The organism is Mycobacterium neumannii, from assembly GCF_048452905.1.
Lineage (GTDB): Bacteria > Actinomycetota > Actinomycetes > Mycobacteriales > Mycobacteriaceae > Mycobacterium > Mycobacterium neumannii_B.
Genome location: NZ_JBCGVF010000001.1, coordinates 105,701 through 131,993, shown reverse-complemented (window position 1 = coordinate 131,993; position 26,293 = coordinate 105,701). Strand labels below are relative to the sequence as shown.

Annotated in this window: 29 protein-coding genes, 1 pseudogene and 1 riboswitch; of the genes and pseudogenes, 17 read left to right on the top strand and 13 right to left on the bottom strand. The window is 67.6% G+C overall.

The window, feature by feature from the left end; translation table 11 throughout:
• Nucleotides 1-47: 47 nt before the first annotated feature.
• Nucleotides 48-1,610 (top strand): phytoene desaturase family protein, encoded by a 1,563-nt coding sequence (locus tag AAHH99_RS00450; protein ID WP_418766937.1) that lies wholly within the window; start codon nt 48-50, stop codon nt 1,608-1,610.
• 39 nt (nt 1,611-1,649) lie between these two features.
• On the top strand, nt 1,650-2,636 hold the full coding sequence (locus tag AAHH99_RS00445; protein WP_418766936.1) for an NAD-dependent epimerase/dehydratase family protein: 987 nt from the start codon (nt 1,650-1,652) through the stop codon (nt 2,634-2,636).
• A gap of 1 nt (nt 2,637) precedes the next feature.
• Here AAHH99_RS00445 and AAHH99_RS00440 read toward each other — a convergent pair whose 3' ends face one another.
• From AAHH99_RS00440 to AAHH99_RS00430, 3 genes and pseudogenes are all read right to left on the bottom strand, one after another.
• Entirely contained in the window at nt 2,638-2,826 is a 189-nt protein-coding gene (locus tag AAHH99_RS00440) for a hypothetical protein (RefSeq protein WP_418766935.1), read from the bottom strand.
• 29 nt (nt 2,827-2,855) lie between these two features.
• Nucleotides 2,856-3,201: pseudogene (locus AAHH99_RS00435) on the bottom strand (UBP-type zinc finger domain-containing protein).
• 66 nt (nt 3,202-3,267) lie between these two features.
• Nucleotides 3,268-3,711 carry a nuclear transport factor 2 family protein gene (locus tag AAHH99_RS00430; RefSeq protein ID WP_418766934.1) on the bottom strand — a complete coding sequence of 148 codons (444 nt, stop codon included), beginning with the start codon at nt 3,709-3,711 and terminating at the stop codon, nt 3,268-3,270.
• Between the two features lie 32 nt (nt 3,712-3,743).
• On the opposite strand from AAHH99_RS00430, the gene AAHH99_RS00425 reads away from it, so the two are divergent.
• Genes AAHH99_RS00425 through AAHH99_RS00410 form a run of 4 tightly spaced genes read left to right on the top strand, consistent with a single transcriptional unit; the run spans nt 3,744 to nt 6,255 of the window.
• Nucleotides 3,744-4,184, top strand: a complete 441-nt coding sequence (locus AAHH99_RS00425) for an SRPBCC family protein (protein WP_418766933.1) — start codon at nt 3,744-3,746, stop codon at nt 4,182-4,184.
• A 38-nt stretch (nt 4,185-4,222) separates the two neighbouring features.
• Complete coding sequence (locus AAHH99_RS00420) at nt 4,223-4,666, top strand: SRPBCC family protein (protein WP_418766932.1); 444 nt, start codon at nt 4,223-4,225, stop codon at nt 4,664-4,666.
• 10 nt (nt 4,667-4,676) lie between these two features.
• The gene (locus AAHH99_RS00415) at nt 4,677-5,756 is read left to right on the top strand and encodes a CaiB/BaiF CoA transferase family protein (protein WP_418766931.1); all 1,080 of its coding nucleotides are present in this window, start codon (nt 4,677-4,679) and stop codon (nt 5,754-5,756) included.
• Between the two features lie 58 nt (nt 5,757-5,814).
• A complete protein-coding gene (locus AAHH99_RS00410; protein WP_064397507.1) occupies nt 5,815-6,255 on the top strand; it encodes an SRPBCC family protein in 441 nt (146 codons plus the stop codon).
• Here the strand turns inward: AAHH99_RS00410 and AAHH99_RS00405 are convergent.
• The gene (locus AAHH99_RS00405) at nt 6,248-7,444 is read right to left on the bottom strand and encodes a pyridoxal phosphate-dependent aminotransferase (RefSeq protein ID WP_418766930.1); all 1,197 of its coding nucleotides are present in this window, start codon (nt 7,442-7,444) and stop codon (nt 6,248-6,250) included. The two genes, AAHH99_RS00410 and AAHH99_RS00405, sit on opposite strands and share 8 nt — an antisense overlap.
• 195 nt (nt 7,445-7,639) lie before the next feature.
• On the opposite strand from AAHH99_RS00405, the gene AAHH99_RS00400 reads away from it, so the two are divergent.
• The 3 genes from AAHH99_RS00400 (at nt 7,640) to AAHH99_RS00390 (ending at nt 12,587) form a co-directional block, all read left to right on the top strand.
• A complete protein-coding gene (locus tag AAHH99_RS00400; protein WP_418766929.1) occupies nt 7,640-8,851 on the top strand; it encodes an acetyl-CoA C-acetyltransferase in 1,212 nt (403 codons plus the stop codon).
• A gap of 9 nt (nt 8,852-8,860) precedes the next feature.
• On the top strand, nt 8,861-11,005 hold the full coding sequence (locus AAHH99_RS00395; protein ID WP_418766928.1) for a 3-hydroxyacyl-CoA dehydrogenase NAD-binding domain-containing protein: 2,145 nt from the start codon (nt 8,861-8,863) through the stop codon (nt 11,003-11,005).
• 100 nt (nt 11,006-11,105) lie between these two features.
• Nucleotides 11,106-12,587: a class I adenylate-forming enzyme family protein gene (locus tag AAHH99_RS00390; RefSeq protein WP_418766927.1), complete on the top strand. Its 1,482-nt coding sequence runs from the start codon at nt 11,106-11,108 to the stop codon at nt 12,585-12,587.
• A 5-nt stretch (nt 12,588-12,592) separates the two neighbouring features.
• On the opposite strand, the gene AAHH99_RS00385 is transcribed toward AAHH99_RS00390, so the two are convergent.
• Together AAHH99_RS00385 and AAHH99_RS00380 are read right to left on the bottom strand one after the other, a co-directional pair.
• Nucleotides 12,593-13,018, bottom strand: a complete 426-nt coding sequence (locus AAHH99_RS00385; RefSeq protein WP_418766926.1) for a pyridoxamine 5'-phosphate oxidase family protein — start codon at nt 13,016-13,018, stop codon at nt 12,593-12,595.
• 47 nt (nt 13,019-13,065) lie between these two features.
• Nucleotides 13,066-13,272: a hypothetical protein gene (locus AAHH99_RS00380; RefSeq protein ID WP_418766925.1), complete on the bottom strand. Its 207-nt coding sequence runs from the start codon at nt 13,270-13,272 to the stop codon at nt 13,066-13,068.
• Nucleotides 13,273-13,585: 313 nt separating this feature from the next.
• Between AAHH99_RS00380 and AAHH99_RS00375 the strand changes: the two genes are divergently transcribed.
• Both AAHH99_RS00375 and AAHH99_RS00370 read left to right on the top strand, forming a co-directional pair.
• Entirely contained in the window at nt 13,586-14,578 is a 993-nt protein-coding gene (locus AAHH99_RS00375) for an LLM class F420-dependent oxidoreductase (protein ID WP_418766924.1), read from the top strand.
• Nucleotides 14,579-14,669: 91 nt separating this feature from the next.
• Nucleotides 14,670-15,347, top strand: a complete 678-nt coding sequence (locus tag AAHH99_RS00370) for an SDR family oxidoreductase (protein WP_418766923.1) — start codon at nt 14,670-14,672, stop codon at nt 15,345-15,347.
• Here AAHH99_RS00370 and AAHH99_RS00365 read toward each other — a convergent pair whose 3' ends face one another.
• Nucleotides 15,348-15,944, bottom strand: a complete 597-nt coding sequence (locus tag AAHH99_RS00365) for a hypothetical protein (RefSeq protein ID WP_418766922.1) — start codon at nt 15,942-15,944, stop codon at nt 15,348-15,350.
• A 142-nt stretch (nt 15,945-16,086) separates the two neighbouring features.
• On the opposite strand from AAHH99_RS00365, the gene AAHH99_RS00360 reads away from it, so the two are divergent.
• On the top strand, nt 16,087-16,431 hold the full coding sequence (locus tag AAHH99_RS00360) for a LuxR family transcriptional regulator (RefSeq protein ID WP_418766921.1): 345 nt from the start codon (nt 16,087-16,089) through the stop codon (nt 16,429-16,431).
• 18 nt (nt 16,432-16,449) lie between these two features.
• Here the strand turns inward: AAHH99_RS00360 and AAHH99_RS00355 are convergent, their stop codons facing one another.
• Together AAHH99_RS00355 and AAHH99_RS00350 are read right to left on the bottom strand one after the other, a co-directional pair.
• Nucleotides 16,450-18,099 (bottom strand): DNA repair helicase XPB, encoded by a 1,650-nt coding sequence (locus tag AAHH99_RS00355; RefSeq protein ID WP_418766920.1) that lies wholly within the window; start codon nt 18,097-18,099, stop codon nt 16,450-16,452.
• Between the two features lie 99 nt (nt 18,100-18,198).
• The gene (locus AAHH99_RS00350; protein ID WP_418766919.1) at nt 18,199-20,457 is read right to left on the bottom strand and encodes a helicase-associated domain-containing protein; all 2,259 of its coding nucleotides are present in this window, start codon (nt 20,455-20,457) and stop codon (nt 18,199-18,201) included.
• A gap of 65 nt (nt 20,458-20,522) precedes the next feature.
• Here AAHH99_RS00350 and AAHH99_RS00345 point away from each other — a divergent pair, with 65 nt between their 5' ends.
• The 4 genes from AAHH99_RS00345 to AAHH99_RS00330 are packed head-to-tail and all read left to right on the top strand — an operon-like array spanning nt 20,523 to nt 22,098.
• Complete coding sequence (locus AAHH99_RS00345) at nt 20,523-20,714, top strand: hypothetical protein (RefSeq protein ID WP_174523753.1); 192 nt, start codon at nt 20,523-20,525, stop codon at nt 20,712-20,714.
• On the top strand, nt 20,715-21,197 hold the full coding sequence (gene moaC, locus AAHH99_RS00340) for a cyclic pyranopterin monophosphate synthase MoaC (RefSeq protein WP_418766917.1): 483 nt from the start codon (nt 20,715-20,717) through the stop codon (nt 21,195-21,197).
• Nucleotides 21,197-21,673 (top strand): MogA/MoaB family molybdenum cofactor biosynthesis protein, encoded by a 477-nt coding sequence (locus AAHH99_RS00335; protein WP_418766916.1) that lies wholly within the window; start codon nt 21,197-21,199, stop codon nt 21,671-21,673. Before moaC ends, AAHH99_RS00335 begins: the two co-directional genes overlap by 1 nt.
• Nucleotides 21,670-22,098, top strand: a complete 429-nt coding sequence (locus AAHH99_RS00330) for a molybdenum cofactor biosynthesis protein MoaE (RefSeq protein ID WP_418766915.1) — start codon at nt 21,670-21,672, stop codon at nt 22,096-22,098. The genes AAHH99_RS00335 and AAHH99_RS00330 overlap by 4 nt, the downstream gene beginning before the upstream one ends.
• 86 nt (nt 22,099-22,184) lie before the next feature.
• Here AAHH99_RS00330 and AAHH99_RS00325 read toward each other — a convergent pair whose 3' ends face one another.
• From AAHH99_RS00325 to AAHH99_RS00310, 4 genes are all read right to left on the bottom strand, one after another.
• Nucleotides 22,185-23,531, bottom strand: coding sequence for a transglycosylase family protein (locus tag AAHH99_RS00325; protein WP_418766914.1), 1,347 nt, complete (start codon nt 23,529-23,531; stop codon nt 22,185-22,187).
• Nucleotides 23,532-23,540: 9 nt separating this feature from the next.
• A riboswitch (cyclic di-AMP (ydaO/yuaA leader) is annotated at nt 23,541-23,756 on the bottom strand.
• A 218-nt stretch (nt 23,757-23,974) separates the two neighbouring features.
• Nucleotides 23,975-24,244, bottom strand: coding sequence for a MoaD/ThiS family protein (locus tag AAHH99_RS00320; protein ID WP_418766913.1), 270 nt, complete (start codon nt 24,242-24,244; stop codon nt 23,975-23,977).
• Nucleotides 24,245-24,257: 13 nt separating this feature from the next.
• Complete coding sequence (gene moaA / locus AAHH99_RS00315) at nt 24,258-25,307, bottom strand: GTP 3',8-cyclase MoaA (RefSeq protein WP_418766912.1); 1,050 nt, start codon at nt 25,305-25,307, stop codon at nt 24,258-24,260.
• Nucleotides 25,304-25,708 carry a YccF domain-containing protein gene (locus AAHH99_RS00310; RefSeq protein ID WP_418766911.1) on the bottom strand — a complete coding sequence of 135 codons (405 nt, stop codon included), beginning with the start codon at nt 25,706-25,708 and terminating at the stop codon, nt 25,304-25,306. The genes moaA and AAHH99_RS00310 overlap by 4 nt, the downstream gene beginning before the upstream one ends.
• Nucleotides 25,709-25,858: 150 nt before the next feature.
• Here AAHH99_RS00310 and AAHH99_RS00305 point away from each other — a divergent pair, with 150 nt between their 5' ends.
• Nucleotides 25,859-26,269, top strand: coding sequence for a cold-shock protein (locus AAHH99_RS00305; RefSeq protein ID WP_064398168.1), 411 nt, complete (start codon nt 25,859-25,861; stop codon nt 26,267-26,269).
• The last annotated feature ends 24 nt before the right edge of the window (nt 26,270-26,293 follow it).

Below are 26,293 nucleotides of genomic sequence, written 5' to 3'. Positions count from 1 at the left end.
TTTTGTCATTATTGACAAAACTTGGGACAGCGTGTCAGCCTCAGCCCATGAGCGACTTCGACGCCATCGTCATCGGTGCCGGGCACAACGGATTGACCGCGGCGACCGTGCTTCAGAAGGCCGGTGTGCGCACGCTCTGCCTGGACGCGAAGCTCTACGCCGGCGGCATGGCGTCCACGGTCGAGCTGTTCGACGGGTTCAAGTTCGAGATCGCCGGCTCGGTTCAGATTCCGACCTCGGCGGTGGTCAGCCGCGAACTCGGGCTCGACTCGCTGCCCACAGTCGACCTCGATGTGATGTCGGTGTCGCTGCGAGGCGTGGGTGACGAACCGTTGGTCTACTACACCGACCCGGTGAAGCTCCTGACACACATCAACGAGGTGCACGGCGCCGAGGCCGTCAACGGCATGGCCGGGTTGATGGCGTGGTGCCAGGCGCCTACTCGGGCATTGGGCCGGTTCGACGCGGGCCAGCCCCCGAAGTCACTCGACGATATGTATGCCTGCGCGACAAACGAATTCGAGCGGTCGACGATCACCGACCTGCTGTTTGGCTCGGTCACCGACGTGCTCGACCGCTACCTGCCGGACAAGGAGAAGAACGGCGCGCTGCGCGGCATGCTGTCGCTGCTTGCATGCAACACCACCTATCGGGGACCGGCCACGCCGGGCACGGCCGCCGCACTCGCCTACGGCTTCGCCGTGCCCGACGAGAACGCGCTACTGGTCAAGAAACTGCGAGGCGGCATCGGAGCCCTCACGTCGCACCTGTGTGAAGTGTTCACCGTCAACGGCGGAGAACTGCGCTTGCGAAGCAAGGTCGTGGAGGTCACCGTCGCCGACGGCAAGGTCACCGGAGTGCGGCTCGAGGACGGCTCATCGCTGTCGGCCCCGATCGTCATCTCCGGTGTCGCGCCCGATCTGACGGTCAACGGCCTCGTCGACCCCAACGCGGTGCCCGCGGATGTGCGGGACCGCTTTTCGCGCCTGGACCACCGGGGCAGTTATCTGCAGATGCACTTCGCGCTCGACGGCATTCCGGCGTTCGCGCCGCCCTACGAACTGCTGAACGACCCCGCCATGCAGTCCAACATCGGAATCTTCAGCACCCCTGAGGAACTCCAACAACAGTGGGAGGACGCCAGGCGCGGCGTCGTGCCCGCGGACCCGGCGATCGCGTTGCAGATCCCGTCAGTGAACGACCCCGGGCTGGCGCCGCCGGGCAAGCATGCGGCCTCCGCGTTCTCGCTGTGGTTCCCGATCAAGGAAGGCGAACACGGCTACGGCGAGATGAAAGTCGAAATGGGCAAGCGGGTGATCGACAAGGTCACCCGGCTGGCGCCGAACTTCGAGAGCCTCATTATTCGGCACACGACGTTCACGCCCAAACACATGGGCACCATGTTCGGTGCGCCCGGTGGGGACTACTGCCACGGGCTGATCCACCCCGACCAGATGGGACCGAACCGGCCGGGGCCCAAAGGCTATGTCGATCAACCGATTCCGATCGACGGCCTGTACCTCGGCAGCGCCGGCTGCCACGGCGGACCCGGCATCACGTTCGTCCCCGGCTACAACGCGGCCAAGCAGGCGCTGGGCGATATTCGCTGAGCCCGTTTCTCACCGGTCCGCACCGGGAATGCGGCGTGCATGGGAATCACGGTGGCCGTCACGGGGCCCACGGGGGAAATCGGCAAATCGGCAGTAGAAGCGCTCGAACGCGTCGCGGAGGTCGACGAGATCGTCGGAATGGCTCGCCGCCCCTTCGACCCGGCCGAGCACGGTTGGTCGAAGACGACGTACCTGCAGGGCGACATCCTCGACCGCGAGGCCGTCGACGCGCTCGTCGGGCGCGCCGACGTCGTGGTCCATCTCGCGTTCATCATCATGGGCTCGCGCCAGGAGAGCGCCCGCATCAACTTGGCCGGCACACGCAACGTCTTCGAGGCGACGGTGGCCGCAGCCCGCCCGCAGCGGCTGGTGTACACGTCGTCGGTCGCCGCTTATGGCTATCACAGCGACAACCCGGTTCCGCTCACCGAAGACGTGCCGCCGCGGGGGTCACCCGAGCACTACTACTCGGAGCAGAAGGCCGAGTGCGAGGCAGCGCTCGCCGACATCGTCGGCGGCACGTCGCTGGAGGTGTACGTACTGCGGCCCTGCATCGTCGCCGGTCCCAAGGCACCGGCACTGGCCGACGCCATGCCGTGGACGCATCTGCCCGGGCCGGTCAAGCGGTTGTCCGACGCGCTTCCGCTGCTCAAGGTGCCGGTCCCCGATCCGGGCATACCGCTGCAGCTGGTGCATCACGACGATGTCGCGGCCGCGATCGCCGCTGCGGCCACGACCACGTCGGCGGAGCCGGGCGCTTACAACGTCGCGGGCGACGGGCTTATCACGGTGTCCGACGTCGCCCGCGAACTGGGCGCTCGGCCGATACCGGTGCCCAAGGTCACTGTGACCGCGGCGGCAGGAGTCGTCGCCCGGTTGCCGTTCGTCCCGTCCGCGCTGGAGTGGCTGCACATCGGCCGCACGTCGGTGGTCATGGATACGAGCAAGGCGAAGACTCAGCTCGGCTGGGAACCGAAATACACCTCCGCGCAGACGCTCACGGAGTTGGCCGACTCGCTGCGCTGAGTCACTGGGTGTGGTCGCCGGTGTCGGCGGGGCCGGTCGGTGTCGCACCGCCCTCGTCCGACCAGTCGACGCCTTCCTCGTCGGTGGCGTCGGTGCCCCGTGCCGGGTCGCTCTGTACGTCGTCGTCGGCGTTCGTGGGCCCGGCGTCGGTCTCGACGGTGCCGGGATTGTCCTTCTTGTCATCGCTCACCGGCGCTGGATACCCCCCGAGCCGGCGTTTCAGTCTCTGCGAGCGCGCAACTGCACCGCCCAATCCGCAGGCACCCTGCCGCGAGGACCGGGAGAGGGCTGGCCCTCGGGACGGGACTCGGGCGCGGTGAGCTGTGGCCCGTCGTAGTAGGCGTTCGTGGCGTAGTTCCAGAACCAATCCTCACCCGGTTCGAACGAGCGGATGCCCCGTCTCACGCCAGTATGCCGAGGCGTGCCGCGCCAACGAGTCGTCGCAGCACCCGATGTGACCGCATGCCGCACATCGGCGCAGATGCACCCACCAGCCCCCGACCGCGTCACACTCGGCGCATCCGGTCCCGCTCGGTGGGACGGACGGGTCCACTGTAGCGTCCATAGTCAGCGAGCCTACCTATGACCGCGGGCTCGTAGGAGCCGAGTTGTCTTGAGGTTCTGCCGATTTCTACCGCGCCATCGTGGAATTCGGTGCGCTCCAGTCGGTGGAGACGAACCGGTGGCGGATCAACCAGTCGTCGCCGACCGGCGCGAACACGTCGCGGTAGCGGCCGTAGTGATCGAGGCCGATCTCGGTGAACACCGTGAAATAACACGAGACCCGCGCCTCCTCGGGCGTCACATCGGTGAAGCGGATGTTCGTCACGTTGTGGCGCACGATGCGCTTGACGTCCGACTCGGATGCCGCCGCGTTCGGCGCCGCGACGGCACCGCCCAGATAGTCCACGATCGCGATACGGCCCCGTGCGGGTTCGCTGCCCCGCACCTCGAGGACGCCGTCGTCGCAGAAGGCGGCAGCGAGTTCGGGCAGGCGCAGTGCGTCGCCAGACCAGTTGTACCGGGCCAGGGTGTCCCTGATGCGTTCTCGCGCGCAAAGCTCCCAAAGTTCCATGCGGACAACCGTAACGGGGCTAGTGTCGCGCCATGGCTACCAGCGATTCCCGTGAGGTCGTGATCGACGCGAGCCCGGCCGAGATCCTCGGCGTCATCGCCGACGTCGAGTCCGCGCCGGACTGGTCCCCCCAACACCAGGGCGCCGAGGTCCTCGACAGGGACGCCGACGGGCGGCCCGGCCGGGTACGGCTGAAGTTGAAGACCATGGGCATCTCTGACGAGCAGGTCGTGCAGTACAGCTGGGGTGAGAACACGGCGGGCTGGACGCTGCTGGAGTCCAGCCAGCTCAAGACGCAGAGTGCCACGTACACGCTCACACCCGACGGCGACAAGACGAAGGTCCGCTTCGAGATCACCGTCGACCCTGCGGTGCCGATCCCCGGGTTCGTGATGAAGCGTGCGATGAAAGGCGGCCTGGAGGCCGCCACCGACGGTCTGCGCAAGCAGGTCCTCAAGCTCAAGCGGAGCTGACGGGTTTCGACGCCCGCCGGGTTGGCAATGAAACCGGCATGGCTGTCACCGAATCTCGCGAGGTCGTCATCGAGGCGACACCCCAGGAGATCCTCGACGTTCTGATCGACCTCGAATCCTTGACCGAGTGGTCCTCGGCGCATCAGGAGGTCGAGGTCCTCGAACGCGACGACGAAGGTCGCCCCAGCAAGTCACGTCAGGTCGTCAAGATCGTCGGCGTCTCCGATGAGCAGGTGCTCAACTACACCGTTCACGACGACGGTGTCAGCTGGACGCTGGTGAGCTCGAAACAGCAACGCGCGCAGCAAGGTCGGTACACGCTCACTCCCGACGGCGATACGACCAAGGTTCACTTCGAGCTCATGGTCGACCCGCTCGTGCCGTTACCCGGCTTCCTGATCAAGAAGGGTGCCAAAGGATTGATGGAGACGGCCACCGACGGGCTGCGCAAACGAGTACGCCAGGTCAAGAGTCGCGGATAGTCTGCCCCGCATGGCGACTGCGGGACCCCTTGTGGGAGTGAAGGTCATCGAACTGGGCGGCATCGGCCCCGGACCCCACGCCGGAATGGTGCTGGCCGATCTCGGCGCCGACGTGGTGCGCGTGCGCCGACCCGGTGGCCTGCAGATGCCGCCGGAGAACGTCGACCTGTTGCACCGCGGCAAGCGTGTCGTCGACCTGGACGCGAAGAGCGACCCGGCCTCGCTGCTGAAGCTCGTCGCCAACGCCGACGTCCTCATCGATGCGTTTCGCCCTGGGACGTGTGAACGGCTCGGCATCGGTCCCGACGACTGCGCGGCGGTCAACCCCCGCCTGATCTTCGCCAGGATCACCGGCTGGGGTCAGCACGGACCGCTGGCGCAGACCGCGGGTCACGACATCAATTACCTGTCGCAGAGCGGCGCGCTGTCGGCGATCGGATACCGCGACCGGCCGCCGGTCGTGCCGCTGAACCTGGTCGCCGACTTCGGCGGCGGCTCCATGTTCGCGCTGCTGGGCATTGTGGCCGCGCTGTATGAACGGGAGCGCTCCGGTGTGGGTCAGGTGGTCGACGCGGCGATGGTCGACGGTGTGGCCGTGCTGACGCAGATCGCGTGGACGATGAAGTCGACCGGCGCGCTGCGCGACGAACGCGAGTCGTTCCTGCTCGATGGCAGCGCCCCGTTCTACCGCACCTACGAGACCGCCGACGGTAAACACATGGCGGTCGGCGCGATCGAACCGCAGTTCTACGCGCAACTGTTGACCGGTCTCGGGCTGAGCGCCGATGAGCTCCCTGCGCAGATGGACTCAGAGGCGTTTCCAGAAATTCATAGGCTGTTCGCTGAGCGCTTTGCGCGCAAGACCCGCGACGAATGGACCGCGATCTTCTCGGGCACCGACGCGTGCGTCACGCCGGTGCTGACGTGGACCGAGGCGGCGCGCAGCGACCATTTGCGCGCGCGGTCAACGTTGGTGCAGGCCAACGGGGTAGACCAGGCCGCGCCAGCGCCGCGGTTTTCGCGAACCCCGGCCGGTCCCGTCGGGGCACCTCCGCAGGATGTGACTGACCCAATTGATATTGACTGGTAATACTAATTTGCTGGAAAAGCCTATGCGCTAGGCAGTGGAGTTAGCTACGATTTGCCGCATGGCTGTGCAGGCATCGAGGGAAGTGGTCTTCGAGGCGCCCAAAGACGCGATCATGGACGCACTTGCCGATATCGATGCCGTGCCCACGTGGTCGCCCGTCCACAAGCACGCCGAGGTGCTCGACCGCCATCCCGACGGCCGCCCGCACCACGTCAAGGCGACGTTCAAAATCATGGGCGTCACCGACAAGGAGTTCCTCGAGTACCACTGGGGCGAGGATTGGGTGGTCTGGGACGCCAAGGCGACGATGCAGCAACGCGGGCAGCACGGGGAGTACAACCTCACCCCGATCGGTGAGGACCGCACCCGGGTCCGCTTCGACATCATCATCGACCTGGCGGCGCCGATTCCGGAGTTCCTGCTTCGCCGCGCCAAGAAGATGGTGCTCGACGTCGCGACCGAGAATCTGCGGCGCCGGGTGATGGCCGCGGTTACGTAGTTTCTGCCCTTCCCGCCCGCAGCACCTCCAGCCGACGGATCGCCTCGTCGAGAGTGTTGTCGCGCTTGCAGAAGGCGAAGCGCACCAGGTGGTTCCATGCACCGGCGTGCTCGGCGCCCGGGTCGCAGAACGCGGACATCGGAATCGCCGCCACACCCGCACGATGGGGCAGGTCGGCGCAGAACGCGGCGCTGTCGCTGAATCCGAGCGGACGCGGGTCGGCGCACAGGAAGTAGGTGCCGAAGCTCTCGTGCACCTCGAAGCCGAGGTCGGACAGCGCCCCACCCAATCGGTCTCGCTTGCGCTGCAAGGACTCCCGCAACGAGTCGACCCACGCGTCTTCGTGGTTGAGCGCATGGGCCACCGCGGGCTGGAACGGTGCGCCGCCGACGTAAGACAGGTACTGCTTGGCTGCGCGCACACCGGCGATGAGATCAGCTGGGCCGCATGCCCATCCGATCTTCCAGCCCGTGACGTTGAACATTTTGGCCGCGCTCGAGATCGTGATGGTGCGCTCAGCCATGCCGGGGTAGTTGGCCAGCGGCAGATGCCGTCGGCCGGGGAAATCGGAGTACACCAGGTGCTCGTAGACCTCGTCGGTGATCACGAGCAGGTCGGCCTCGACGGCCAGTTCGGCCAGCGTGCGCAGTTCGTCGTCGCCGGCCACCATTCCGGTGGGGTTGTGCGGCGAGTTGACGATCAGGGCTTTGGTGTTGGGGGTGACCGCCTTTCGCAGCCCGTCGACATCGATACGGAAGCCATACCCGTCCTGAATCATCGGGACCGCCCGCCGCTGGCAGCCCGCCATCGCGATGACGGGGGAGTAGGAGTCGTAGAAGGGCTCGATCAGCAGCACCTCGGAACCGGGTTCGACGAGCCCGAGGACCGCGGCCGCGATTGCTTCAGTCGCGCCGACTGTCACCAGCACCTCGGTGTCCGGGGCGTAATCGGTTCCGTACGCGCGCTTGCGCTGGGCGGCGATCGCTTCGCGCAACGGTGCGATACCGAGGCCGGGCGGGTACTGGTTGGTGCCGTCGGCGATTGCGCGCTGGGCGATCTCGAGCATCGCGGGCGGGCCGTCCTCGTCGGGAAAGCCCTGCCCGAGGTTGACCGCGCCGATGCGCGCAGCCAGCGCCGACATCTCGGCGAAGATCGTCACCGCGTACGGCTGGAGGCGTTCGACGGTCACGGTTGTCGAGCGTAATGCCGGCGCGAACGTGGGTTACCGACACACAATTTTCGAGATCGGTGTGCGGGTAACCCACGTTCGGCGGACCAGGTTGCCCAACCAACAGGTTGGCCGAGGCTGTTAGGCTGCGGGACAGAGGACCACCGTCCGGATGGACAGGCATCCCGCAACCCAATCTGAACAGGAAATATCTTCATGTCTGAAGAAGCCTTCATCTACGAGGCGATTCGTACGCCTCGCGGCAAGAACAAGAACGGTGCGCTCAACGAGGTCAAGCCGGTCAACCTGGTCGTCGGCCTGATCGAGGAGATTCGCAGCCGCTACCCCGACCTCGACGAGACGCTGATCAGCGACGTCATCCTCGGTTGTGTGTCCCCCGTCGGTGACCAGGGCGGCGACATCGCGCGGACCGCGGCTCTGGTGGCCAAGCTGCCCGAGACCACCGGCGGGTTTCAGCTCAACCGGTTCTGCGCGTCGGGTCTGGAGGCGGTCAACACCGCCGCTCAGAAGGTGCGGTCCGGCTGGGACGACCTGGTGCTGGCGGGCGGTGTCGAGTCGATGAGCCGCGTACCGATGGGCTCCGACGGCGGCGCGTGGGCTTCGGACCCGGAGACGAATTACCGCATCGGCTTCGTCCCGCAGGGCATCGGCGCCGACCTGATCGCGACGATCGAGGGCTTCTCCCGAGAGGACGTTGACCGCTACGCGCTGCGCAGCCAGGAGAAGGCCGCCGCGGCGTGGTCGGGCGGCTACTTCGCCAAGTCCGTCGTGCCGGTGCGCGACCAGAACGGCCTGGTGATTCTCGACCACGACGAGCACATGCGCCCCGACACCACGCTGGAGGGCCTTGGTCAGCTCAAGACCGCGTTCGACGGCGTCGGTGCGATGGGCGGGTTCGACGACGTGGCGCTACAGAAGTATCACTACGTCGAGAAGATCAACCACGTTCACACCGGCGGCAACAGCTCCGGCATCGTCGACGGCGCCGCGCTTGTGCTCGTCGGCAGTGAAAAGGCGGGTCAGTCGCAGGGCCTGACCCCGCGGGCACGCGTCGTGGCCACCGCCACCAGTGGCGCCGATCCGGTCATCATGCTCACCGGTCCGACGCCGGCCACCCGCAAGGTGCTCGACCGTGCCGGTCTCACGGTCGACGACATCGACCTTTTCGAGCTGAATGAGGCGTTCGCCTCGGTGGTGCTGAAGTTCCAGAAGGACCTCGACATCCCCGATGAGAAGCTCAACGTCAACGGTGGCGCCATCGCGATGGGCCACCCGCTGGGCGCCACCGGCGCCATGATCACCGGAACCATGGTCGACGAGCTCGAGCGTCGCAACGCACGGCGGGCGCTGATCACGCTGTGCATCGGCGGCGGCATGGGCGTGGCCACCATCATCGAGCGAGTTTAAGGACAATCCATGGCAGAGAACACGATTCAATGGGATAAGGATGCCGATGGCATCGTCACCCTGACGCTGGACGACCCGACCGGTTCGGCCAACGTGATGAACGAGCACTACAAGGAATCCATGCACAGGGCCGTCGAACGGCTTGTCGCGGAAAAGGATTCGATCACCGGCGTCGTCATCACCAGCGCGAAGAAGACGTTCTTCGCAGGCGGTGACCTCAAGGGCATGATGAACGTCGGCCCGGATAACGCCGCCGAGGCGTTCGAAGAGGTCGAATCCATCAAGGCCGACCTGCGCAAGCTCGAGACGCTGGGAAAGCCGGTCGTGGCGGCCATCAACGGCGCCGCGCTGGGCGGCGGCCTGGAGATCGCGCTGGCCTGCCATCACCGGATCGCCGCCGACGTCAAAGGCTCGGTCATCGGTCTGCCCGAGGTCACGTTGGGTCTGCTGCCCGGCGGTGGCGGCGTGACCCGCACCGTGCGGATGTTCGGCATCCAGAAGGCGTTCATGGAGGTGCTCAGCCAGGGCACCCGGTTCAAGCCTGGCAAGGCCAAGGACACCGGGTTGGTCGACGAAGTGCTGCCGACGGTCGAGGAGTTGGTGCCCGCCGCCAAGGCGTGGATCAAGGCCAACCCCGAGGCGCACACCCAGCCGTGGGATGCCAAGGGCTACAAGATGCCCGGCGGTACGCCGACATCGCCTGGCCTGGCCAGCATCCTGCCATCGTTTCCGGCGCTGCTGAAGAAGCAACTCAAGGGTGCGCCGATGCCTGCGCCGCGGGCGATCCTCGACGCCGCCGTCGAGGGCGCGCAGGTCGACTTCGACACGGCGAGCCGCATCGAGAGCCGCTACTTCACCCAGCTGGTCACCGGCCAAACCGCCAAGAACATGATCCAGGCGTTCTTCCTGGACCTGCAGGCCATCAACGGCGGCGCGTCGCGGCCGGACGGCATCGAGCCCGTCAAGATCAACAAGATCGGTGTGCTGGGCGCGGGCATGATGGGCGCAGGCATCGCCTACGTGTCGGCCAAGGCCGGGTTCGACGTCGTGCTCAAGGACGTTAGCCTCGAAGCCGCGCAGAAGGGTAAGGGCTACTCCGAGAAGCTCGAGGCCAAGGCGCTCGAGCGGGGCAAGACCACCCAGGAGCGCAGCGACGCGCTGCTGGCGCGCATCACGCCGACGGGCGATCCGGCGGATCTGAAAGGTGTCGACTTCGTCGTCGAGGCGGTCTTCGAGGACCAGGACCTCAAGCACAAGGTGTTCCAGGAAATCGAGGACATCGTCGAGCCCAACGCGCTGCTGGGATCGAACACCTCGACGCTGCCGATCACCGGTCTGGCGACCGGTGTAAAGCGCCAGGAGGACTTCATCGGCATCCACTTCTTCTCGCCGGTCGACAAGATGCCGCTGGTGGAGATCATCAAGGGCGAGAAGACCTCTGACGAGGCGTTGGCCCGGGTGTTCGACTACACGCTGGCCATCGGCAAGACGCCGATCGTGGTGAACGATAGCCGCGGCTTCTTCACCAGCCGCGTCATCGGCACCTTCGTCAACGAGGCGCTGGCGATGCTCGGTGAGGGCATTGCGCCCGCGAGCATCGAGCAGGCCGGCTCGCAGGCGGGCTACCCGGCGCCGCCGCTGCAGTTGTCCGACGAGCTCAACCTCGAGCTGATGCACAAGATCGCCGTCGCGACCCGCAAGGGCGTCGAGAGCACGGGCGGCACTTACGAGCCGCACCCCGCCGAGGCGGTCGTCGAGAAGATGATCGAGATTGGACGGCCGTCGCGACTGAAGGGTGCGGGCTTCTACGAGTACGCTGACGGCAAGCGCGTCGGGCTGTGGCCGGGTCTGGCCGACACGTTCAACTCGGGCAGCACCTCGATCCCGTTGCAGGACATGATCGATCGCATGCTGTTCGCCGAGGCGCTGGAAACCCAGAAGTGCCTCGACGAGGGTGTGCTCACGTCGACCGCCGACGCGAACATCGGCTCGATCATGGGTATCGGCTTCCCGCCCTACACCGGTGGTTCGGCGCAGTTCATCGTCGGCTACCAGGGTCCGGGCGGCGTCGGCAAGGAAGCCTTCGTGGCCCGCGCCGAGGAGCTCGCGGCCAAGTACGGCGAGCGATTCAACCCGCCGGCGTCGCTGACCTGACGCATAACTCCATCGGGCCGAGCGCTCACTGTTGTAAGGACCTCGTACAACGGTGAGCGCTCGCCGCTTTGACGGGTGGGTGATTCGCTAGATTGGCGCCATGCCCGAAAGCTTCACCGACGAGTTCGCCGCCGGGTTGGCCCGCTACGGCGGTGATCCCTGTATCGAGTTCGAGGGGCGCTGGTACAGCGGCGACGAGGTGACGGCATACGGCCGTGCCATAGCGCAGGCGCTGCGGGATGCGGGTGTGCCCGACGACGACCCTGTCGGTTTGGTGGTCAGGAACCGGTTGCCGCATGCCGCGGTGATCATCGGCTTCCTCGCCGAGGGCCGCACGGTGTCGATGATCTACTCGTTCCAGTCGCCCGAGGCGATCGGCCGCGACATCGAGACGCTCGGACTCTTAGCCGTCGTCGCCGACGGCGAGGACTGGACCCCGCCGGTCATCGACGCGGCTCGGCGGGCGGGCAGCGCGGGTGTGGCTATATCGGCGCGCCAACCGATCGTGGCTGCGGTGCCCGGGCTGGAGCGGCGAGATCCCCAGCGCGCCCATGCTGAGCCCGAACCCGGTGTCGCACTGCAGATTCTGACGAGCGGCACGACGGGACCGCCGAAGCGGCAGTCGATCAGGACCCCGGTGCTCGAGCGTACGGTGTTCAGCGTTACCAGCGGCGAGACCGCACCGGCCGACGCCCCGCCGGAGCTCGCCTACTGGCAGTTCGCCGGAATCGGTGTCTGCCAACTGATCGCCGGTGTGTACAACGGCCGGCGGATCGCGATGCTCGAGCGATTCACCGTCGAGGACTACGTGGATCTCGTCAAGCGGCACCGCATCACCCGTTCGGGCGTGCAGCCCGCCGTCATTCGGATGCTGCTGGACGCCGACGTGGCGAAGGAAGATCTCGCGTCGCTGGACTTCCTGATCAGCGCGTCCGGCCCGCTGGACCCCGAGACCCGCGACGAGTTCGAGGCCAAATACGGCATTCCGATCGTGCTGGCTTATGGTGCAACGGAATTCGCGGGATCGCTGTGCGCATGGACTCCGGACATGCAACGCGACTTCGGTTCGGCCAAACGCAACAGCGTCGGCAGGGCACTGCCCGACGTCGAGTTGCGCATCGTCGACCCGGACACCGGAGGCGAGCTTGCGGCCGGCTTGCAGGGACTGCTGGAGGCCAAGGTCGCGCGGATTGGGCCGGATTGGATCCGCACCACCGACATCGCCTCGATGGACGACGACGGGTTCGTCACCCTGCATGGAAGGGCCGACGGGGCGATCAACCGCGGCGGGTTCAAGGTTCTGCCCGAAAGCGTTCGGCGCGTGCTGATCTCACACCCTGCCGTCCGCGACGCGTGCGTGGTCGGCGTGCCTGACGCGCGCCTGGGCGAGGTACCGGTCGCGGCCGTCGAGGTGTCGCCGGGGCTGCCGGTGCCCTCCGACGACGAGCTGGCCGACGTTGTTCGGCGCTCGCTGCCGGTGTACAACGTGCCGGTGGCGTTCACAGTCGTCGCCGAACTGCCCCGCAACCCGGCGCTGAAGGTGAGCTTGCCCGCCGTCGCCGCGCTGTTCGAGTCGCGCTGAGATGCCTAGAGCGCACCGAGGTCCGACGACAGCCAGTGCTGCGGCTTCATGAAGATCACCACGCTGTCGCCGTGCTCGCGGCGGGCGTATTCGAGGTACCCGTCGACCTTCTCGGGCGGCAGATAGCGTTTGGTGACCTCGACGAGGTGCTCGTCGGTGCCGGGCTCGATGCGGCTGACCGGACCGTCGACCGCCACGTACCGCACCGTCGGCTCGAGGCGCTGGACCATCAGCGTGAACTCGCCCTGGCTCTCGATGAGTCGGTGCTTGCGAGAGCCGTCGCCGGTGAGCACCCACGGTTCACCACCGGGCGAGTACTGGTACCAGACGGGAACGGTCAGCGGGCCACGCTTGTCACCCGCACCGACCGATAATGCGGCAACGTGGGGTTCGGTCAGGAATTGTTCGCGTTCGTCTTTCGACAGGGCCATGACATCAGGCTAACGCCGGCCACCGACGAGAATTCGGAAAGCGAGGCTCAGGCCCCGACTCTGGAGAAGAACGCCATCGTGACAATACCGATGGCGATCGCGACGGGAGTCTGTCCCATCGCCGCCGTGCTGACGATCCCCGCTACCGCGGCGATCGCGATGACCGCCAGCAGCAGGACAGTGAACCACCGAACATGCGCCGCGCCGGGACGCACGGGATGCGCCTTGAACCCGTCGATCGGGTCACGACCCACGACCGCCACCTCATTTCTGTGTTTCAGCTCACACATGCCGCTTCGTGTGAGCCACACCATACAACAGAAGACCCCGGTCAGCGAAGCGTGTCGGGCTCCTCGAGTGCGTCTGTGGTCGGCGGCGCACCTCGACTTCTCCGACGCGAGAGGCTAACGCCCAGTACGAGACTCATGGTGAGCGGAGCTAACTGATACTTTCGCGCCGTGGTGGCAATGCGGTAACGATGCCGCATCCTGAGGTCCGTTCACCGCGAACCGACGCGCTCTGCGACCTGCTGACCCCGGAGGCCCGGTAAGCCTAGAGTCGAGTTCCATGCGCTTCGGACTGTTCATCCCGCAGGGCTGGCGACTCGACCTGATCGACATTCCTCCCGCAGAGCAGTGGCCGGTGATGCGTGACCTCGCCGCGTATGCCGACGACAGCGACGCGTGGGACTCGCTGTGGGTCTACGACCACTTCCACACCGTGCCGATGCCCACCACGGAGGCCACCCACGAGGCGTGGACCTTGATGGCCGCCTACGCCGCGACGACGGCGCGCATCAAGCTTGGCCAGATGTGCACGGCGATGAGCTACCGCAACCCGGTCTATCTGGCCAAGGTCGCCGCCACCGCCGACATCATTTCCGGCGGTCGCATCCAGATGGGCATCGGTGGCGGCTGGTACGAACACGAATGGCGTGCCTACGGTTACGGATTCCCGTCGGCCGGGGCGCGACTGGAGCGCCTCGACGAGGGTGTGCAGATCATGCGCGACGCATGGCGCGACGGGAAGGTGAGTTTCGACGGCAAGCACTATCAGGTCACCGGGGCGATTGTGCAGCCGAAACCTCTGCAGGAGAACGGGATTCCACTATGGATCGCCGGCGGAGGCGAGAAGGTGACGCTGAAGATCGCGGCGAAATACGCGCAGTACACCAACTTCACCTGCGAGCCGGGAGGATTCACCCACAAGTCACAGCTACTGGCCGACCACTGCCGCGACGTCGGCACCGACTACGACGCGATCGTGCGCTCGGCCAACTTCAACGCGGTGATCGGCGAATCGGAGTCCGACGTCAAGGACCGGGTGGCGAGGCTGCGCGCCCGCCAGATCACCAAGGCCGACGAGTCGGCGGTCGATGCGATGCTGAGCACCGTGTCCGCGCCCGAGTCGGCAACCGGCACACCCGAGCAGGTCGTCGAGAAGCTGGACAAGATGCGGCAGCTGGGCTGCGAGTACGCCATCCTCTACTTCCCGGAGGCCGCGTACGACCGCTCGGGAATCGAGATGTTCGAACATCAGGTGATTCCCGCCCTCAGCTAGGCGCGACGACGTTTTCACAGCCGTAACCCGCCGGGACTTATTTCGGGTGCACTCGGTGTTGTGGTGGTCATCAGCCGAGAGGAGCGCCGCCATGACAGAGAACATCACGGCCCTGGTGTCGGGGGCCAACCGCGGATTGGGGCGCAGGCTCGCCGCCGAACTCGTCGCGCGCGGCGCGAAGGTGTACGCCGGGGCCAGAAAACCCGAGACCGTGGACCTGCCCGGCGTGATCCCGGTACAGCTCGACATCACCGATCCTGAGTCGGTGCGCCGCGCCGCCGAGATCGCCGACGACGTCACGGTGTTGGTGAACAACGCCGGGGTGTCGACCCAGGCCGGCCTGCTGAGCGGGCCGATCGAGGACATCCGGCTGGAGATGGACACGCACTACTTCGGCACGCTGAACCTCACCCGCGCGTTCGTGCCTGTCATCGAGAACAACGGCGGCGGGTCGATATTGAACATCCTGTCAGTGCTCTCCTGGTATCACGCCCCGACGTCGGGCGCCTATTCCGCGGCCAAGGCCGCGGCGTGGGCGATGACCGATGCGCTGCGAACGGAGTTGGCGCCGCGCGGAATTCACGTCTCGGCGCTGCATGTGGGTTACATGGACACCGACATGGTCAGCTACATCCCGGCGGATCAGAAGATGGATCCCTCCGTCGTCGCCAGTCAGGCGATCACGGGCCTGCTCAACGGTGATCCGGAGATTCTCGCCGACGAACTGTCCCGCACGGTGAAGGCTGCGCTCTCCACGACGAACACCTGATCACGGCGTCGGTGGAATCGGCCCCTCGGGTGGAATCGCCGGGCCCGACGGCGGAGTGTCGTAATACCCGGGTGGCGGTGGGCCGTCCAGCGGGTAGTAACCGGGCGGCAGCGGTGGACCGCCTTCGGCAGGCGGTGCCACCGGCGGGCCGTTGGACTCCGGGGCGGTCAACGAGGTGTATCCCGGCGGTAGCTGCGGTGCGGGACCCGCGCCAGGTGGTGGCGGCGCCCCGACCGGTGCCTGGCCGGGCGGCAGTTCGGCGAACCCGTACGGGTCCTGGGCCTGACGCCACGCATCGCGAAGGAAGCCCAGCGGACCCGGGCTCGAACCCTGCCCGTACTGAGGGTTCGGGATCTCGGGCACGGGTGGCGCGCCGAGGGGCGGAGGTGCGGGTGGTGGGTCCCCGGGGGCCACAGGAGCGGCGTAGGGCTGACCCGGCGCAGGCGGTGCGCCTGGAGTTCCCGGCGTGGGGACGGGCGGGACCTCGGGGTTCGCAGTCGCGAACCCGGCCGACGTCAGCGCACCCAGACCGATGGCGACGCCGACTAGTCCGACTTTGACCGCCTGGGCGGACGCGGCGCGACGGCGACTGGTCATGGGTAAGCAGGCTAGCGCCTCACCGCCTCGGACGCTCATTTACGACGGTCTCGATGCGGCCGCTTGCGGTGGTTGGACCGTCACTAAGATTGGCGTCTCTGCTGAATTTCCAACTCGACCAGCCCTCGACAGGAAGCCCGCGATGAACAAGACCTCGCTGACCGCGCTCGCACGTGAGCAACTCGAGACGGCCCGCGCCGCCAGTAGCGGACGCAGCGCGCACACGGTCTACGGCGGCCACGAGCATTCGCTGCGTCAGACGCTGATCGCCTTGACCGGCGGCTCGGAACTGACCGAGCACGAGACGAACGGGGAGGCCACCCTGCAGGTCCTGCACGGCCGCGTACGGCTGACCCATTCGTCCGCCAATTGGGAGGGGTCCGAAGGCGACCACATCGTGGTGCCCAAGGACCGGCACGGACTGCAGGCGCTCGAGGACTCCGCGATCTTGCTGACGGTGTCGAATCCGGTGGGCCCGCACGTCTAGTGTGAGCGCGCCGCGCGGCTAGATCGCGGGCCCCAACAGGTCGCCGGCGTCCTTGATGACGTAGCCGTAACCCTGCTCGGCGAGGAACCGTTGACGGTGCGCGGCGTATTCGGCGTCGAGGCTGTCGCGGGAGACGACGGAGTAGAAGATCGCGCCCCCGCCGTCGGCCTTGGGTCGCAGCAGCCGCCCCAGGCGTTGCGCCTCTTCCTGACGGGATCCGAAGGTGCCCGAAACCTGCACGGCGACACTGGCTTCGGGCAGGTCAATGGAGAAGTTGGCGACCTTCGACACGACCAGCGTTGAGATCTCACCGCGTCGGAACTGATCGAAAAGCACCTCGCGCTCCGCGGTCTTCGTCGAACCCTGGATGACCGGCGCGTCGAGCTCTTGGCCGAGTTCCTCGAGCTGGTCGAGGTAGGCGCCGATCACCAACGTCTGTTCGCCCTTGTGCTTGTCGAGAATCGACTTGACGACCGCGATCTTGGTGTGCGCCGTGGAGCACAGCTTGTACCGCTCGTCGGGTTCGGCGGTCGCGTACAGCATGCGCTCGTTGTCGGTCATCGTCACCCGCACCTCGATGCACTCGGCGGGTGCGATCCACCCCTGGGCTTCGATGTCCTTCCACGGTGCGTCGTAGCGCTTCGGTCCGATCAACGAGAACACGTCACCCTCGCGACCGTCCTCGCGAATCAGTGTGGCGGTCAGGCCGAGTCGACGACGCGACTGCAGATCGGCCGTCATCCGGAACACCGGTGCGGGCAACAGGTGCACCTCGTCGTAGATGATCAGCCCCCAGTCGCGGCTGTCGAACAGCTCCAGATGCCGGTACTCGCCCTTGGTGCGCCGAGTGATCACCTGATAAGTGGCGATGGTCACCGGCCGGATCTCCTTGCGCTCCCCGGAATATTCGCCGATCTCGTTCTCCGTGAGCGAGGTCCTGTTGATCAGCTCGCGTTTCCACTGCCGTCCGGCGACGGTGTTGGTCACCAGGATCAGCGTGGTCGCCGAGGCCTTCGCCATCGCGGCGGCGCCGACGAGCGTCTTGCCCGCACCGCACGGCAGCACGACGACCCCGGATCCGCCCTCCCAGAACGACTCGGTGGCCATCTGCTGGTAATCGCGAAGGTGCCAGCCGTTCTCCGCCAGGCTGATTGGGTGCTTCTCACCGTCCACGTAACCCGCGAGATCCTCTGCGGGCCAGCCGACCTTGAGAAGCATCTGCTTGACCCGGCCGCGTTCGCTGTTGTGCACCAGGACGGTGTCGTCGTCGATGCGTGCGCCCAGCATCGGCGCGATCTTCTTGTTGCGCAGCACCTCCTCGAGCACTGCCCGGTCCAGGCTCACCAGCATCAGGCCGTGAGCCGGATGCTTGACCAGTTGCAGCCGCCCGTAGCGGGCCATGGTGTCGACGATGTCGACCAGCAGCGGCTGGGGCACCGCGTAGCGCGAGAACGAAACCAGCGCGTCGACGACCTGTTCGGCGTCGTGTCCCGCGGCGCGCGCGTTCCACAGCGCCAGCGGGGTGATCCGGTAGGTGTGGATGTGCTCGGGGGCACGCTCGAGTTCGGCGAACGGGGCGATCGCGGCACGCGCCGCGCCCGCCTGCTCATGGTCGACCTCGAGCAGCACCGTCTTGTCGGACTGCACGATTAGGGGGCCATCGGTCATCCCATCCATTATCCAGAACCGCCGGACGTCCCCATCCACGAGAGACCGTGTCTGACCGTCGCCACGCCGTCTGAACTGGGCATTATGTGGTCGCTCGCGCTACTGCTCGTCGGTGGCGACCACCGACGTGATGCGGTGGATGGCGAAATCGCGCACCCGCCCCGACGCGGGGTCGTATGCCGTCAACTGCCCGCCCCGCACATTGATCGGTGCGACGACACGCTGGGTCGCCACCCCGGCCGGATCGACGTAACCGATCACGACCGAGGCCTGCATGTGCGCGGCCTCCTGCAACTGGTTGATAGCCACCGCCGGGTCCAACCGCATACCGCCGGTCGGCGCCGACGCCACCTTGCGCAGCACGGCGACGATCGCGCCGAGCGTCTGGCTGGTGGGCGTCGGGGCGAGTCGGTACGTGCGCCGTCGTCCCGGCGGAGCGGGCACCCGCGCGCCCCGGGCTCGGATGTCGACGATGGCGCCGGTCGAGTCCTCAGCTGCCGGCGCGAAGCCGGCCTGGCGCAGCGCCGCAAGCACGTCGGAGATCGGCGCCTGCGACACCGCGACCGTCGGCGCGAGCAGGCGCATCTCCAGCGAGTCCGTCGCCGGTGCACCCACCGCCTGTGCGAGCAGCGCTGCGTCCTCGCACCGCACGAACGACGCCGCCATGCCGACACGCAACTGACCGTGCCTGCGGGCCACATCATCGATGAGATATGTCAAGCCTTGCGGGACAGGTGTTTTCGAATAACGACCGAAGAAGGCGTGCAGTTCGCCCGCGGTGCGGCCGGTATCGAGCGCGCGGCGGATCGACGGCTCACTGATCCGATACACCATCGCCGCGCCCGCCGACTCCACGCTCGCCACTGCGGCCAGTTGCTCGGCCAACTCTCGTTGCAGCGGGCCGGGGACGACCACCGTGAGGTCGGCCTGCAGCAGGAAATGGTCTATCGGTGCGGGCAGCACCTTGTCCATCGCCTTGACCACGTCGTCGGCGGGAGCGTCGGTGAGCAGCGTCCGAGCAGGGGTGGCCAGTGCGCCGCGCCCCACCAGTCCCAGCGCATGCGCCTCGGTCAGCAGGTCGGCGATCGGCCCCGGTTGCAACCGGGCCCCCCAACGCGGCCTGCGCCAGATCATCGCCCGTGATGCCTCCCCGGCGTCGACGCCCGCGCCTGACGGCAGGCTCGCAAGCACCTCGAGGAGCAATCGCCTGTCCAGGGGTGCGGCAGTGGAGAACAACGAATCCGACAGCGCAGCATAGGGTTTGCCGTCGGGACCGCGGTTGCCGATCAGGCTCGGCCGCCCCGGAAGCTCCAGCCAGGTCGTCGCCAGCAGGTGCCATTTGACCGCAGTCGGAGATTCGACGAACCGGTCGGATGAGACCGTCGGCGCCCAGTACGGCCCGTCGCCGGCCTCCGGTTCGGGTTCGGGCATGCCTGCCGAGATGAGGCCTGCGCCCGCGGTCACTTCGAGGATCAGCCCCAGGCGGCGTTCGTCGATGCCGGTGGCCTTGGTCAGCCGTTTGACGTCACGCACGCCGAGCCCACCGCTGCGCAACTCCGGAACCGGTGTGGCGCCGAGGGTCTCGAGCACCACCTCGACCTCGCGGAGAAGGTCGAGCGCGGCGCCCGCGGCCACCGCGTCGGCGTCGGCCGCTGTCGTCGTCGACACCACCGGGTCGGGTTCGGTCAGTTGCAGCGGTCCCGGCAGTTCACCACGCAGCACCTGGCCCACGAGTCGCGGCAGGATCACGGTTTCCGCGTCGACCTGGCGCAGTAGACCGGCGGCCAGCAGCCGCTGCACCGGGCGATCCGACGGGGTGCCGGGTGCGGCGTCGCGGGTGCGGCCCACCGGCGAACCCTCGAGCAACTTCTGCAGCAGCTCGGACTGTGCCTCGTCCAGTGATTCCAGGCGGGCGGCGATGTCCTGTGGGGTCGCGGCGGTGTCTTCGACCGTGGCCTGTCCGGGGTACCACGGCAAGCCTGCGACGGCCTCGGCCGCCACCCGGACCGCCGCGTCACCCCACACCAGGCCGCGGTCCCGCAGATCGTCCACGGCCGCGGCGATGGCGGCTTCGGGCGCCCGGTCGCCGATGAGCTCCAGCAGTTTTGTGACCGGCACGGCGGTCGTGTCGGCGTGCAGCACTAGCAGCGCGTCGAGCACGGCGAGCCGCAGGAAGTCGAGGTCGTCGGTGGCGGCCTTGACCGACTGGCGGGCCTGAGCGCGGGCCGCCAGCGCAGCGATCGACCCCGGCGGCGGTTGGGTCAGGTCGGGCCGCAACTCCAGCAGCCGGACGAGCCGGTCGTCGGGGAGATCGGCCAACCAGGCGCCCAGAGGGAGGCCTGATGCGTTCTCGGTCATTGCTGACCAGCGTAAAGGAGTGTGGCGGTGTCGCCACCGGCGAAGGTATTTGCCACAATGTGGGCGTGGCAGACAACAAGGGGAAGAAACGGTACGTCGATCCGGGCTGGCCCGAGATCGACGGTGACGACGACCACGCGGTGAGCGAGCTGGCCACCGACCGTACCGGCGCGCTGTCGCCCTTCGGCGAGATCACGTTCCCGCTGCCCGCGGACGAACTGCCGTACGTGCACGCGGTGACGGTCGTCAACAAGTAGGTGTCCGAGCCGGCCCGCCTCTCACACGTCGACGAGACCGGCGCGGCGCACATGGTCGACGTCACGGCAAAGGACGTCACCAAGCGCACCGCCGTCGCGGCCGGAACCCTCTGCACGACGCCCGACGTCGTCGCGATGATCGCATCGGGCGGCCTGCCCAAAGGCGACGCGCTGGCCACCGCCCGCGTCGCCGGCATCCTGGCCGCCAAGCGCACCAGCGACCTCATCCCGCTGTGCCATCAGTTGGCGCTGACGGGGGTGGACGTCGACTTCGAGATCGACGACGCCGAAGGGCGGGTGGACGTCACCGCCACCGTTCGCAGCACTGACCGCACCGGCGTCGAGATGGAGGCGCTGACCGCGGTGAGCGTGGCCGCGCTGACGATCTACGACATGATCAAGGCCGTCGACCCCGCCGCCCGCATCGACGACATCCGTGTGCTGCGCAAAGAGGGCGGCAAGACCGGAACCTGGACTCGCTGATGCGGTCGGGTCGGGTCGTCGTCGCCTCCACGCGCGCCGCCGCCGGCGTGTACGAGGACCGCAGCGGGCCGATCATCGTGGACTGGCTCACCGGCCGAGACATCGACGCCCCGGGTCCCGTAGTGGTGCCCGACGGCGACGCGGTGGCCGACGCCATCTCCGCCGCGGTCGCCGACGGTGTCGATGTGGTGATCACCTCCGGCGGGACGGGCATCTCGCCGACGGACCGCACCGCCGAGGCCACCGCCGCGCTGGTCGACTATCAGATTTCCGGCCTGGCCGACGCGATCCGTCGGGCCGGCGAGGACAAGGTGCCGACGTCGGTGCTCTCGCGTGGGGTGTGTGGGGTCAAGGACCGCACGCTGATCGTGAACCTGCCCGGATCGCCCGGCGGCGTCAAAGACGGACTGGGTGTGCTCGACCGCGTCCTCGAGCATGCGCTCGATCAGATCCGCGGAAAGGATCACTCGCGATGACGGCGGTGGTGCTGCGTGCCGACCTCTGCGAGGAGCCGATCGATTCGGCCGAGCATGAAGCCCTGGTCGCCAACGCCTCGGCTGGTGCGGTGGTGACCTTCTCCGGTGTCGTGCGCGATCACGACGGCGGGCGTCCAGTGCTGCGACTGGAGTATTCGGCGCATCCGTCGGCGGTACAGACGCTCGCGGAGGTGGCCGCGGAGATCGCCGCGGATGCCGACGGCGTCCGGGCCATCGCGGTCAGTCACCGCATCGGGGCACTCGAGATCGGCGATGCCGCGCTGGTTGCCGCCGTCGCGGCCGATCACCGCGCGGCTGCGTTCCAGACGTGCGCGCGACTGGTCGACGTGGTCAAGGAGCGGCTCCCGGTGTGGAAGCACCAGTTCTTCGCCGACGGCTCCGACGAATGGGTGAACTCCGCGTAGCGGCTCCTCGCGCCAAGTGTGGGGTTATGGCACGACGCAGCGCGGAAAGCGTGCGTCAACTCCACACTCGATCGCGCGGGGTGTGATCAGGCAGGCGGTAGCGGTGCACTCGGCGCAGGTACCGCGGGATCAACCGGCGCAGCCGGAAGATTCGGCGCCTGGCCGCCCGGGGCGTCCGGCGTGGTGAGCGGCCGCTGGGTCAGTGCCAGCAGCGCATCCTTGCCGGTGATGTCCTGGGTCTGAATCGCGTGCCAGATCTCCTTGAGGTAGGAGACGTTCGGGCTCTCAGCCCCGGCCTGCGCGCGGTCGACGGTGGTCCCGGCGGGCAGGTTTGCGGGGCTCGCGAGATGCGGAACACCGGCGTCCACCGCGACCGGATCGACGGCAGGCGCGGGCGCAGGGGGCACCTGCGGAGCGGGCTGGAGCGCCGCGTCGACGGGCAGCGACCAGAGTTCCGGCTGCTGGCCCGGGACCGGCATGTCGGGTGCGACGTCCCAGTTGGCGACGGCCTGCGCGTCGACCGGAGGCGCCTCGGGCACCGGCGGGGCCAACGGATCGAACGGCGCGGGCGGTGCCTCGGGAACGGGGGCGGCCAACGCGTCGAACTCGGGTGCGGGCGGCGCTTCGGGTGCGGCCAGCGCGTCGACGGGCGGTGCTTCGGGAACCGGTGCGGCCAACGCGTCGAACTCGGGTGCGGGCGGCGCTTCGGGAACCGGGGCCGCCAGCGCATCGACTGGTGGGGGTGGAGGCGGCGGGGCGAGCGGATCGCCCGGCGGGGGCGGTGGAGGCGCGGGTGCGGCGAGCGCATCGACCGGTGGGGGCGGAGGCGGCGGGGCGAGCGGATCGCCCGGCGGTGGCGGAGGCGCGGGTGCGGCGAGCGCATCGACTGGTGGGGGTGGAGGCGGCGGGGCGAGCGGATCGCCCGGCGGCGGCGGTGGAGGCGCGGGTGCGGCCAGCGCATCGACTGGTGCGGGCGGAGGCGGCGGGGCGAAGGGGTCGAACGGCGGAGGCGGCGGAGGCAGCACGTCGTTCACGGCGTCGATCGCGTCGTCGACGACGTTGCGCGGCGTCGCGCCCGACAAGCCCTTACCGCACGTCGGCCACGCCCCCTTGCCCTGGCTGGCGAGCACGCGTTCGGCGACGGCGATCTGCTCTTCCTTGCTGGCCAGGTGTGCGGCGGGTGCGTACTCACCGCCGCCGTGACCGGTCCAGGTGCTCGGCGCGAACTGGAGACCGCCCTGGTAGCCGTTGCCGGTGTTAATGGCCCAGTTGCCGCCGGATTCGCAGCTGGCGACCCGATCCCACTCGCCGTCGGTGGCGGCGTTGGCGTGGCTGGCGAGGGCGATGCTTCCGGTTCCGAGCACAGCGCCCGTGAAGGCGACTTTCGCGACGCTTACAGCCGATGAAGCCGGCTTGCGGTGCCGTCCACTCATAGGTGCTTCCGGTCCTCTCTTCGGCGCCCACGAGGTCAGCTGTCGGGTTCGGGCTGGAGAGGTATTGCCCGGCCTTGTCGCACAATGCGATTCGGCTTCACCCCAAGGAACCGATCGGCTCCAGGTCCGTCTTTGACTCGGCGGACCGGTTGGGTCCCCCGCCTCCATCCAAGTTGTTCGTTGGTATCCCGTGCGCCAACGGATGGAGCTCGGCGCGGTTGGGCACGGTGGGCCAGTCGGTTTGAGGTCGACCGGCTTGGGACTGAACCGTATCGGCTCGTTTTGAGCGCGTCATCTTTTGCCGATTACGGCGTTTTCGCCTTTGGCAAATCTTAAAAATCCTCTAAATGCCCAGCAGTTTTCGGCGTTTCCGCAGGACTATCGCGCGCTAAATCGCGTCGTAGCCAGGTTGTGATCATTCCGTGATGTGACGGAAATCACCGTTATCCGCCGGCGAATGGGGGAAGAACATCGACGGTTTGGGTGTCGCGCAGCGCGACGGCGTCGTCGCGCACAGCGATGCCGTCAGTCAGAAAAGAGCAGCGTTTTAGCACTTTCGCCAGATTCTCGTCCCGCTCACTGAGCTGCCCGACGAGTTCGGCGAGCGTCGTTCCCGGCCGAAGCCGAATCGTCTCCTCATCGTTACCGGCGGCGGCCCGTGCGGCTGCGAAATAGCGGACGTTCACCGCAACCGTGGTCGTAGTCGTCGTCATTGCTTCCTTTGACTCATCCGCCGATCGCGCTCATGGGCCGATCGGGTTGTACGAAGTTCGGATCGTTGATGCCGTGGCCCGCCGCTTTGGCCCACATCGCCGAGCGCCACGCGGCCTCGAGGTCGGCGTCGTCGGCGCCCGCGCGCATCAGTTTTCGCAGGTCGGTCTCTTGCTGCGCGAACAGGCAGTTGCGGACCTGGCCGTCGGCGGTCAGCCGGGTGCGGTCGCAGGCGGAGCAGAACGCGTGTGACACGGAGGCGATGATGCCGACCTTGCCCACGCCGCCGTCGACGCGCCACAACTCGGCCGGCGCCGACCCGCGCGGGGCGGTGTCCGGGGTGAGGTCGAAATGCTGCTGCAGCACAGCGAGGACGTCGTCGGCGCCGATCGCTTTGCCGCGTTGCCACGAGTGGCCTGCGTCCAACGGCATCTGCTCGATGATGCGTAGCTGGTAGCCCTGGTCGAGGCAGAAGCGCAGCAGCCCGACCGCGTCGTCAAGGCCGGTGACCGGATCAAGGACGGCGTTGACCTTCACCGGGTCCAGGCCCGCGGCCTTCGCAGCCCGCAGACCGGCCAGCACATCGGGGAGCCGGTCTCGACGGGTGATGGCGGCGAACCGCGCGGAGTCGACGGTGTCCAGCGAGACGTTGATGCGGTCCAGCCCGGCCCGCTTGAGCCGTTCGGCCCGCTTGTCGAGGCCGATGCCGTTGGTGGTCAGCGTGATCTCCGGCCGTGGGCTCAGCGCAGTCGTCGCGGCGATGACGTCCTCGAGGTGGCGGGCGACCAGAGGCTCACCACCGGTGAAGCGCACGCTTCTGACGCCGAGCCTCGTCACGGCGATGCGCAGTAGGCGGGTCAACTCCTCGGGCCGCAACAGCCGCTCCGACGGCAACCAGTCCAGGCCTTCGGCGGGCATGCAGTAGGTGCACCGCAGGTTGCAGCGGTCGGTCAACGACACCCGCAGGTCGGTGGCGACCCGGCCGAAGGTGTCGATCAGCGGCCCCCCGGCGGGGGCGGGGGAGGATGGCGCGGCGGACGGCACGCCGAGATGGATGACGGTCACGCGAACGCCCGCTCCGGGTTGTTCGCGGCGTCGACGGGCACGATCTCCTTGCCCAGCGGCATCAGCGACACCGGGATCAGCTTGAGGTTGGCCAGTGCGAGCGGAATGCCGACGATCGTGACCGCCATCGCCACCGCGGTGATGACGTGGCCGATGGCCAGCCAGACGCCGAACAGAATGACCCAGATGACGTTGCCGACCAGTGCGCCTGGCTGCGGCCCCGGCTTCTCGACGATCGTGCGGCCGAACGGCCACAGCGCGTACAACGCAATGCGCAGGGCGGCGAATCCGAACGGAATGGTGATGATCAGTACGAAACAGATCAGCGCCGCCAGCAGGTAGCCCAGCGCCAGCCACAGGCCGCCGAACACCAACCAGATGATGTTGAGTATCAATCGCATAGGCGCGCTTCTTCTCCTCCAGCGGTGGTTCCCAGCCTACCGATAAGGGGGTGCTGGCGAGGTAGAGGTCAGAGTAGGATCGAGCAGCACGCGTCCCGGCGCATCGGGGCGCTTTCCTTTTGTAGGTACAACGACGAGCGGGTGAGACCAGTGCCGACCGGCAGGGTTAAGTGGTACGACGCCGAAAAGGGCTTCGGGTTTTTGTCCCAGGAGGACGGCGAGGACGTTTACGTCCGATCCTCGGCGCTGCCCTCCGGTGTCGAGACCCTCAAGGCCGGCCAGCGCGTGGAGTTCGGCATCGCCGCGGGCAGACGCGGGCCGCAGGCGCTGACGCTGACGCTCATCGACCCGCCGCCGAGCCTGTCGCGCACGCGCCGGGAGGCTGCCGCCGCCGAGCGCAAGCACTCACCCGACGAGTTGCACGGCATGATCGAGGACATGATCACGCTGCTCGAGAGCGCTGTGCAGCCCGAACTGCGTAAGGGTCGCTATCCGGACCGCAAAGTCGCCCGCCGGGTCTCCGAGGTGGTGCGGGCGGTCGGCCGCGAACTCGAGGCCTAGTTTCTGGTCTTGGTGCCGAGCGTG

Bases quoted from the DNA above. Each gene is read 5' to 3' on its own strand.
- AAHH99_RS00450 (WP_418766937.1), top strand. From the start codon at position 48: ATGAGCGACTTCGACGCCATCGTCATCGGTGCCGGGCACAACGGATTG.
- AAHH99_RS00445 (WP_418766936.1), top strand. From the start codon at position 1,650: ATGGGAATCACGGTGGCCGTCACGGGGCCCACGGGGGAAATCGGCAAA.
- AAHH99_RS00430 (WP_418766934.1), bottom strand. From the start codon at position 3,711: ATGGAACTTTGGGAGCTTTGCGCGCGAGAACGCATCAGGGACACCCTG.
- AAHH99_RS00425 (WP_418766933.1), top strand. From the start codon at position 3,744: ATGGCTACCAGCGATTCCCGTGAGGTCGTGATCGACGCGAGCCCGGCC.
- AAHH99_RS00420 (WP_418766932.1), top strand. From the start codon at position 4,223: ATGGCTGTCACCGAATCTCGCGAGGTCGTCATCGAGGCGACACCCCAG.
- AAHH99_RS00415 (WP_418766931.1), top strand. From the start codon at position 4,677: ATGGCGACTGCGGGACCCCTTGTGGGAGTGAAGGTCATCGAACTGGGC.
- AAHH99_RS00410 (WP_064397507.1), top strand. From the start codon at position 5,815: ATGGCTGTGCAGGCATCGAGGGAAGTGGTCTTCGAGGCGCCCAAAGAC.
- AAHH99_RS00400 (WP_418766929.1), top strand. From the start codon at position 7,640: ATGTCTGAAGAAGCCTTCATCTACGAGGCGATTCGTACGCCTCGCGGC.
- AAHH99_RS00395 (WP_418766928.1), top strand. From the start codon at position 8,861: ATGGCAGAGAACACGATTCAATGGGATAAGGATGCCGATGGCATCGTC.
- AAHH99_RS00390 (WP_418766927.1), top strand. From the start codon at position 11,106: ATGCCCGAAAGCTTCACCGACGAGTTCGCCGCCGGGTTGGCCCGCTAC.
- AAHH99_RS00385 (WP_418766926.1), bottom strand. From the start codon at position 13,018: ATGGCCCTGTCGAAAGACGAACGCGAACAATTCCTGACCGAACCCCAC.
- AAHH99_RS00375 (WP_418766924.1), top strand. From the start codon at position 13,586: ATGCGCTTCGGACTGTTCATCCCGCAGGGCTGGCGACTCGACCTGATC.
- AAHH99_RS00370 (WP_418766923.1), top strand. From the start codon at position 14,670: ATGACAGAGAACATCACGGCCCTGGTGTCGGGGGCCAACCGCGGATTG.
- AAHH99_RS00365 (WP_418766922.1), bottom strand. From the start codon at position 15,944: ATGACCAGTCGCCGTCGCGCCGCGTCCGCCCAGGCGGTCAAAGTCGGA.
- AAHH99_RS00360 (WP_418766921.1), top strand. From the start codon at position 16,087: ATGAACAAGACCTCGCTGACCGCGCTCGCACGTGAGCAACTCGAGACG.
- AAHH99_RS00355 (WP_418766920.1), bottom strand. From the start codon at position 18,099: ATGACCGATGGCCCCCTAATCGTGCAGTCCGACAAGACGGTGCTGCTC.
- AAHH99_RS00350 (WP_418766919.1), bottom strand. From the start codon at position 20,457: ATGACCGAGAACGCATCAGGCCTCCCTCTGGGCGCCTGGTTGGCCGAT.
- AAHH99_RS00335 (WP_418766916.1), top strand. From the start codon at position 21,197: ATGCGGTCGGGTCGGGTCGTCGTCGCCTCCACGCGCGCCGCCGCCGGC.
- AAHH99_RS00330 (WP_418766915.1), top strand. From the start codon at position 21,670: ATGACGGCGGTGGTGCTGCGTGCCGACCTCTGCGAGGAGCCGATCGAT.
- AAHH99_RS00325 (WP_418766914.1), bottom strand. From the start codon at position 23,531: ATGAGTGGACGGCACCGCAAGCCGGCTTCATCGGCTGTAAGCGTCGCG.
- AAHH99_RS00320 (WP_418766913.1), bottom strand. From the start codon at position 24,244: ATGACGACGACTACGACCACGGTTGCGGTGAACGTCCGCTATTTCGCA.
- AAHH99_RS00310 (WP_418766911.1), bottom strand. From the start codon at position 25,708: ATGCGATTGATACTCAACATCATCTGGTTGGTGTTCGGCGGCCTGTGG.